Origin of the sequence: Actinomadura darangshiensis (assembly GCF_004349235.1) — a bacterium.
Classification (GTDB): Bacteria; Actinomycetota; Actinomycetes; order Streptosporangiales; family Streptosporangiaceae; genus Spirillospora; species Spirillospora darangshiensis.
Window position 1 is genome coordinate 1 of record NZ_SMKY01000437.1, and the last position, 5,713, is coordinate 5,713.

3 protein-coding genes are annotated in these 5,713 nt (G+C 71.9%); all 3 read left to right on the forward strand.

The annotated features are described in order from the left end of the window. The first annotated feature begins 320 nt into the window (after positions 1 to 320). Entirely contained in the window at positions 321 to 1,376 is a 1,056-nt protein-coding gene (locus E1293_RS43850; protein WP_243717460.1) for a PrgI family mobile element protein, read from the forward strand. Positions 1,377 to 1,447: 71 nt separating this feature from the next. After that, on the forward strand, positions 1,448 to 3,220 hold the full coding sequence (locus E1293_RS43855; protein WP_207939470.1) for a VirB4 family type IV secretion system protein: 1,773 nt from the start codon (positions 1,448 to 1,450) through the stop codon (positions 3,218 to 3,220). Further along, the coding region (locus E1293_RS43860; protein ID WP_132205565.1) for a type IV secretory system conjugative DNA transfer family protein at positions 3,217 to 5,713 on the forward strand (2,497 nt) is incomplete at its 3' end. The genes E1293_RS43855 and E1293_RS43860, both read left to right, overlap by 4 nt.

Genomic DNA, 5,713 nt, shown 5'->3' on the forward strand with positions numbered 1-5,713 from the left:
GTTGGGGACAGCCGGATCAGCGGTGGATGCCGCCGGACCCCGCCGGGCATGCGCGGACGCGCCGTGGCCGCCCCGATCCCGACACCGTCGGGGAGCAACAGCGGTGGGGCAACCCGAACACCACCTGGGCGCGCCCGTACGCCGGTGACTGGCGTCGGCCTCCACCCCCGCCGCGTCGTGCCGAATCGAATCGGCGGGGGTGGCCGCCACCACCTCCGAACCGGCCATGGCAACCGCCCACCTAGCCCGCAGACCCGGCATCGAGCCGAGTGTCCCCCACGATGCCCGTCCCGCAGGTCCGTTTCTCAAGGAGGTATCTGATGCAGGAGCCATACACGGTGACCATCCCCGCCGACGTTGAGCGCGATGATCGCGTGCTGGCGAATCTGACCGTCCGCCAGTTGGCCATCCTCATTCCCGCCGTAGCAGCGGTGTGGCTGGGTCTTGTGGGCACCGACTCGCTGGTGCCGCTGCCGGTCTTCGCCGTCATCGCGGTTGCGGTTCTCGGCGCGGCTGCGGCGCTGGCGCTGGGCGAGCGCGACGGTGTCGGGCTGGACCGGCTGCTGATCTATGCCCTCGCCCAGCGCAGCCGGCCGCGCCGCCTGGTGGTCGCTCCCGAGGGGGTGCCCGCCCTGCCCGGCTGGGCGATCGCCGGCCCGCCGCATGGGAACGCGCCTGCATTGCCGGCCCCGTTGAAACTGCCTGTGCACGCGATCCGCGCTGATGGCGTGATCGATCTGGGCCCCGACGGTGTTGCGGCGTTCGTAGCGTGCAGCACGGTGAGTTTCGCGCTTCGTACCCCGGGCGAGCAGGCCGGTCTGGTCGGCGCGTTCGCCTCCTGGCTGAACTCGTTGTCGGGGCCGGCTCAGATTCTGGTGCACGCTCAGCCGGTCAATCTGCACCCGGCGATCGGTGGGCTGCGTGAGCAGGCGGCCGGATTGCCGCATCCAGCGTTGGAGGAGGCCGCGATCGACCACGCGGCCTTCCTGTCCGAGCTGGCCGCAACCCGGGAACTGCTGGCCCGCCAAGTCCTCGTGGTGCTCCGCGAACCCTACGGCCCGCCCGCGAACAGCAGCATCGGCCCCTCCCCGGGGACGAGCGGGGCCGGTGACCGGGGACGGGATGTGGGCGGGGCTGCCACCCGGGTGTTGCGCCGCGCCGAACAGACCGCCCGCGCGCTAGCCGCAGCAGGGATCAACGCACGAGTGCTGGCAGCCGACGAGGCCGCCGCCGTGCTCGGCCAGGCCGCCGATCCCACCGCCCCGCCGATGGATCCGGGCACGGCGCCGCCCGGCCAGACCATCACCGCCAACTCGGCCATCACCACACCCGATGACCAGCACGGGCGCGCCGGAACCACGGAGGCCGGGCGATGACCGCATTGGCGACACTTCGTGGTGTCTATCGTCGTCTCAGCCGCCCTTCCGGCGGTTCCGGGTCGGCGGAGATGGGAATCGGGCCACCGGCGATCGAGGTCGGGCCCCGACGCCTGGACCTGGGACACGGAGCTTGTGCTTCGCTGACGATCACCGGGTATCCGCGAGAGGTCGGGCTCGGCTGGCTGGAGCCGCTGCTGACCTACCCCGGCCGCCTCGATGTGGCCCTGCACGTCGAGCCGATCCCGCCCCAGGTAGCCGCGGCCCGGTTGCGGCGCCAACTCGCCCGCCTGGAAGCGGGCGCCCGCGCCGACCACGAGCACGGCCGGCTGGTCGACTTCCAGGCCGAAGCCGCAACCGAGGACGCCCACGAGCTCGCCGCCCGGCTGGCCCGCGGGCAGGGCCGGCTGTTTCGCGTCGGGGTGTACCTCACCGTCCACGCAAGCACCGCCGAGCAATTGGAGGACGAGGTCGCCCGAGTGCGGGCGCTGGCCGCCGCGCTGTTGATCGACGCCAAACCCGCCACCTTCCGGTCTCTGCAGGGCTGGATCTCCACTCTGCCGTTGGGCACCGATCTGCTCCGGGTGCGGCGGACGTTCGACACCTCGGCGTTGTCGGCGGCGTTCCCGTTCACCTCCCCGGACCTGCACACAAGCCTCGGCCGGCACACAGTCCTGTACGGCACCAACACCGGGTCGTCGTCGCTGGTGATGTGGGACCGCTTCGCCCAGGACAACCACAACTCCGTCATCCTTGGCCGCTCCGGCGGCGGGAAAAGCTACCTGGCCAAACTGGAAATCCTCCGCTCGGCCTACACCGGCGTCGAGGTCTGCGTCATCGACCCCGAAAACGAATACCAGCGCCTCGCCGACGCCGTCGGCGGCGCCCACCTCGCGCTCGGCGCCCAAGGCGTCCGCCTCAACCCCTTCGACCTGCCGCCCGGCGCACATCGCACCCGGGACGCGCTGACCCGCCGGGCGTTGTTCATCCACACCCTCATCAGCGTCCTTCTGGAGGAACCGCTCGACCCGGCGGCCCGCGCCGCGCTGGACCGCGGCATCGTCGCCGCCTACCACACGGCCGGGCTCACCGCCGACCCACGCACCTGGAACCGGCAACCTCCCCTGCTGGCCGACCTCGCCAAGGCCCTGCAGGACGACGGCGACCCCAAGGCCGGCGAGGTCGCCGCGCGGCTGGCGCCGTTTGTGACCGGCACCTGGCGCGGCCTGTTCGACGGGCCCACCACCACCCGCCCGGACTCGCACCTGATCGTCTTCTCGCTGCGCGATCTGCCCGACGAACTGAAAACCGTCGGCACCCTGCTCACCCTCGATGCGATCTGGCGGCGGGTAGCCGACCCTCACAACCGCAGGCCGCGGCTTGTGGTGGTCGATGAGGGCTGGCTTCTGCTCCGCCAAGCCGAGGGCGCCAAGTTCCTGTTCCGGATGGCCAAGGCCGCCCGCAAGTACTGGGCCGGGCTCACGGTCGTCACCCAGGACGCCGGCGACGTGCTCTCCAGCGACCTGGGCCGTGCGGTGGTGTCCAACAGCGCGACCCAGATCCTGCTGCGCCAGGCCCCTCAAGCCTTGGACCAGGTCGCCGACGCGTTCTCACTCACCGAAGGTGAACGCCAGCTGCTGGCCTCAGCCCGCCAGGGGCAGGGTCTCCTGGCGGCCGGTACCGACCGGGTCGCCTTCGATGTGGTGTCCAGTCCGGCCGAGCACGCCTTGTGCGAGACAGGCCCGGAGTTCCTCGCTGACATCGGCGAAACGGGGACCCCCGGGGCCGGGTTCGGCGGTGCAGCCGATCTGAGCCGGCCCGATGACGTCGAGGACCCGCTGTGATCGCCGATGCCCTCACCGCGGTGCCGCTGGGCACAAGACGTCCGCATCCGGCCCCGACGGTCGCGCCCTCACCGTCGAAGTCCCCGTCACAGTATCCGCGCCGCGCCCCTGCGGACTCGCCGCTGGGGCGGCTGGTCGCCGACCCGCTGGGCACACTCGCGCACTGGTGGGACCTGGCGACGCAGTTCCTGCTCGCCCACCTACCGCTGGTGATCGTGCTCGGCGTCACCGGGATCACGCTCATTGCAGCGGTGCGCAGCCTGATGATCACCAAGAGGCACACGCACCTGGCCGCCGGTGCTCGCGTGGTGCAGGTGCAGGTCCCACCTCAGGTCGACCCGCCGGCCGCCGCAGCCTGGTGGGCGAACCTGATCGGGCTGCTGCGCCCCCGGTGGCGACGGATCATCTTCGGGCAGCCGCACGTGGCCTTCGAATACTGCTGGACCGGAACGGAACTGGCCATCCAAGTCTGGGTCTGCGGACCGGTCCCCGCCGGGCTGGTCGCGCGTGCCGTCGAAGCGGCCTGGCCCGCCGCCCGCACCCAGGTCCTCGACCCGCAACTCCTCGTCCCCGCCGGGGCCGTCACCGCCAGCGGGACGCTGCGGCTGGCCCGCCCCGATCACCACCCCATCGCCGCCGATCAGCGCACCGATCCGATCCGGGCGCTCCTGGGCGCCGCCTCGGGCCTCAGCCACGGGCAGCGCGCCGTGGTGCAGGTACTCGCCCGACCGGCCACCGGAAGCCGCCTCGCACGAGCGGCCAAAGCCGCCGCCGTCCTGCGTGGCGCGCACCACCCCAACCCCGTCGGCCGGCTACTCGACCTGCTCACCCCCGGCATGAGCAGCCGGTCGCCCCGACCGGCCACGGTCGCCGCCGCACACCCCGAGCGAGCGGGCGAGATCCGGGCGATCCTCGACAAAGCCGCTGCCCCTCGCTTCGAAGTCGCAGTGCACTACTCAGCCGCCACCTCTGTCACCGCTGATGAGCAGGCGGCACGCGCGTGGGCGCGGGGACGCGCGCACGCCCTGGCGTCGGCCTTCGCCGTCTTCTCCGGCCGTAACTACTTCGAGCGGCACCGTCTGCGCCGGGCCGCCGAGATCATCAACTCCCGCCAGATGCGCCGCGGTGACCTGCTGTCGATCGGTGAGCTGGCCGCGGTCGCGCACCTGCCCTACGACCCGGCCGTCCCCGGTTTGTCCCGCGCCGGAGCGAACGCTGTACCACCGCCACCGGCCGTACCGGCCGGCGGGCACGGCACCAAACCGCTGGGTGACAGTGACGCCGGGGCCGCCCGCCCCGTCGCCGTACGGGTCAGCGACAGCCGCCAGCACCTGCACGTTGTAGGCGCCACCGGGTCCGGGAAATCCACCCTGCTCGCCCAGATGATCCTTGCCGACGCCGCCGCCGGACGCGCCGCCGTGGTCATCGACCCCCGCGGCGACCTGATCAACGACCTGCTCGGGCGCCTACCCGACACGGCAAGCAGCCGGGTGTGGCTGATCGACCCCGACACCACCCCACCGCCCGCCTTGAGCGTGCTGTCCGGCCCGGACGCCAACCTCGTCAGCGACAACCTGGTCGGCATCGTGCACCGCATCTTCGCCGACTCCTGGGGGCCACGCACCGACGACATCCTGCGCTCGGCCGTCCTGACCCTCCAACAAGTCCCCCGCGCCACACTCGCCGACGTACCCCGGCTACTGACCCGAGACGCCTACCGGATCCGCGCCGTCCACCGCATCGGCGACGACGACATCCTGGCCGGGTTCTGGAGCTGGTACGCGGGGCTGTCCCCAGAAGCACGCGCCAACGCCATCGGCCCGGTAATGAACAAACTCCGCCACTTTCTGCTGCGCCCGTTCGTCCGGCAGATCGTCGGAACACCCGGCCCCGGCCTGAACACCAGCCGCCTGCTCGACCATGACGGCATCCTGCTGGTCCGCGTCCCCAAAGGCACCCTGGGCGACGACACCGCCCGGCTGCTGGGCTCCATCGTGCTGGCCAAAGTGTGGGAGACCACCACCGCCCGCGCCTACCAAGACGAGGCCACCCGCCGCGACGCCGCCCTGTACGTCGACGAGGCGCACGCGTTCTTGAACCTGCCGCACGGCATCGAAGAGATGCTCGCCGAGGCCCGCGCCTACCGGCTGTCGATGACGCTCGCCCACCAGAACCTCACCCAGTTCCCGCCCAGCATGCGCGACGCCGTCGCCGCCAACGCCCGCAACAAGATCTTCTTCGCCACCTCCCCCCAAGACGCCCGCGACCTGGCCCACATGACCTGGCCGAACCTCACCGACCACGACCTGGCCAACCTGGGCGCCTACCAGGCCGCCGCCCGCCTCATCATCTCCTCCCAAGAGACCCCGGCGTTCACCCTGACCACCCGCCCACTACCGCCGGAAACCCCCGGACGCGCCGAAACCCTGCGGCAAGCGGCACGACGCAACGCCGAACCCACCCGCCAACCACCTCGGCTGCCCGACCCCCGCC

Bases quoted from the DNA above. Each gene is read 5' to 3' on its own strand.
- E1293_RS43850 (WP_243717460.1), top strand. From the start codon at position 321: ATGCAGGAGCCATACACGGTGACCATCCCCGCCGACGTTGAGCGCGAT.
- E1293_RS43855 (WP_207939470.1), top strand. From the start codon at position 1,448: ATGGGAATCGGGCCACCGGCGATCGAGGTCGGGCCCCGACGCCTGGAC.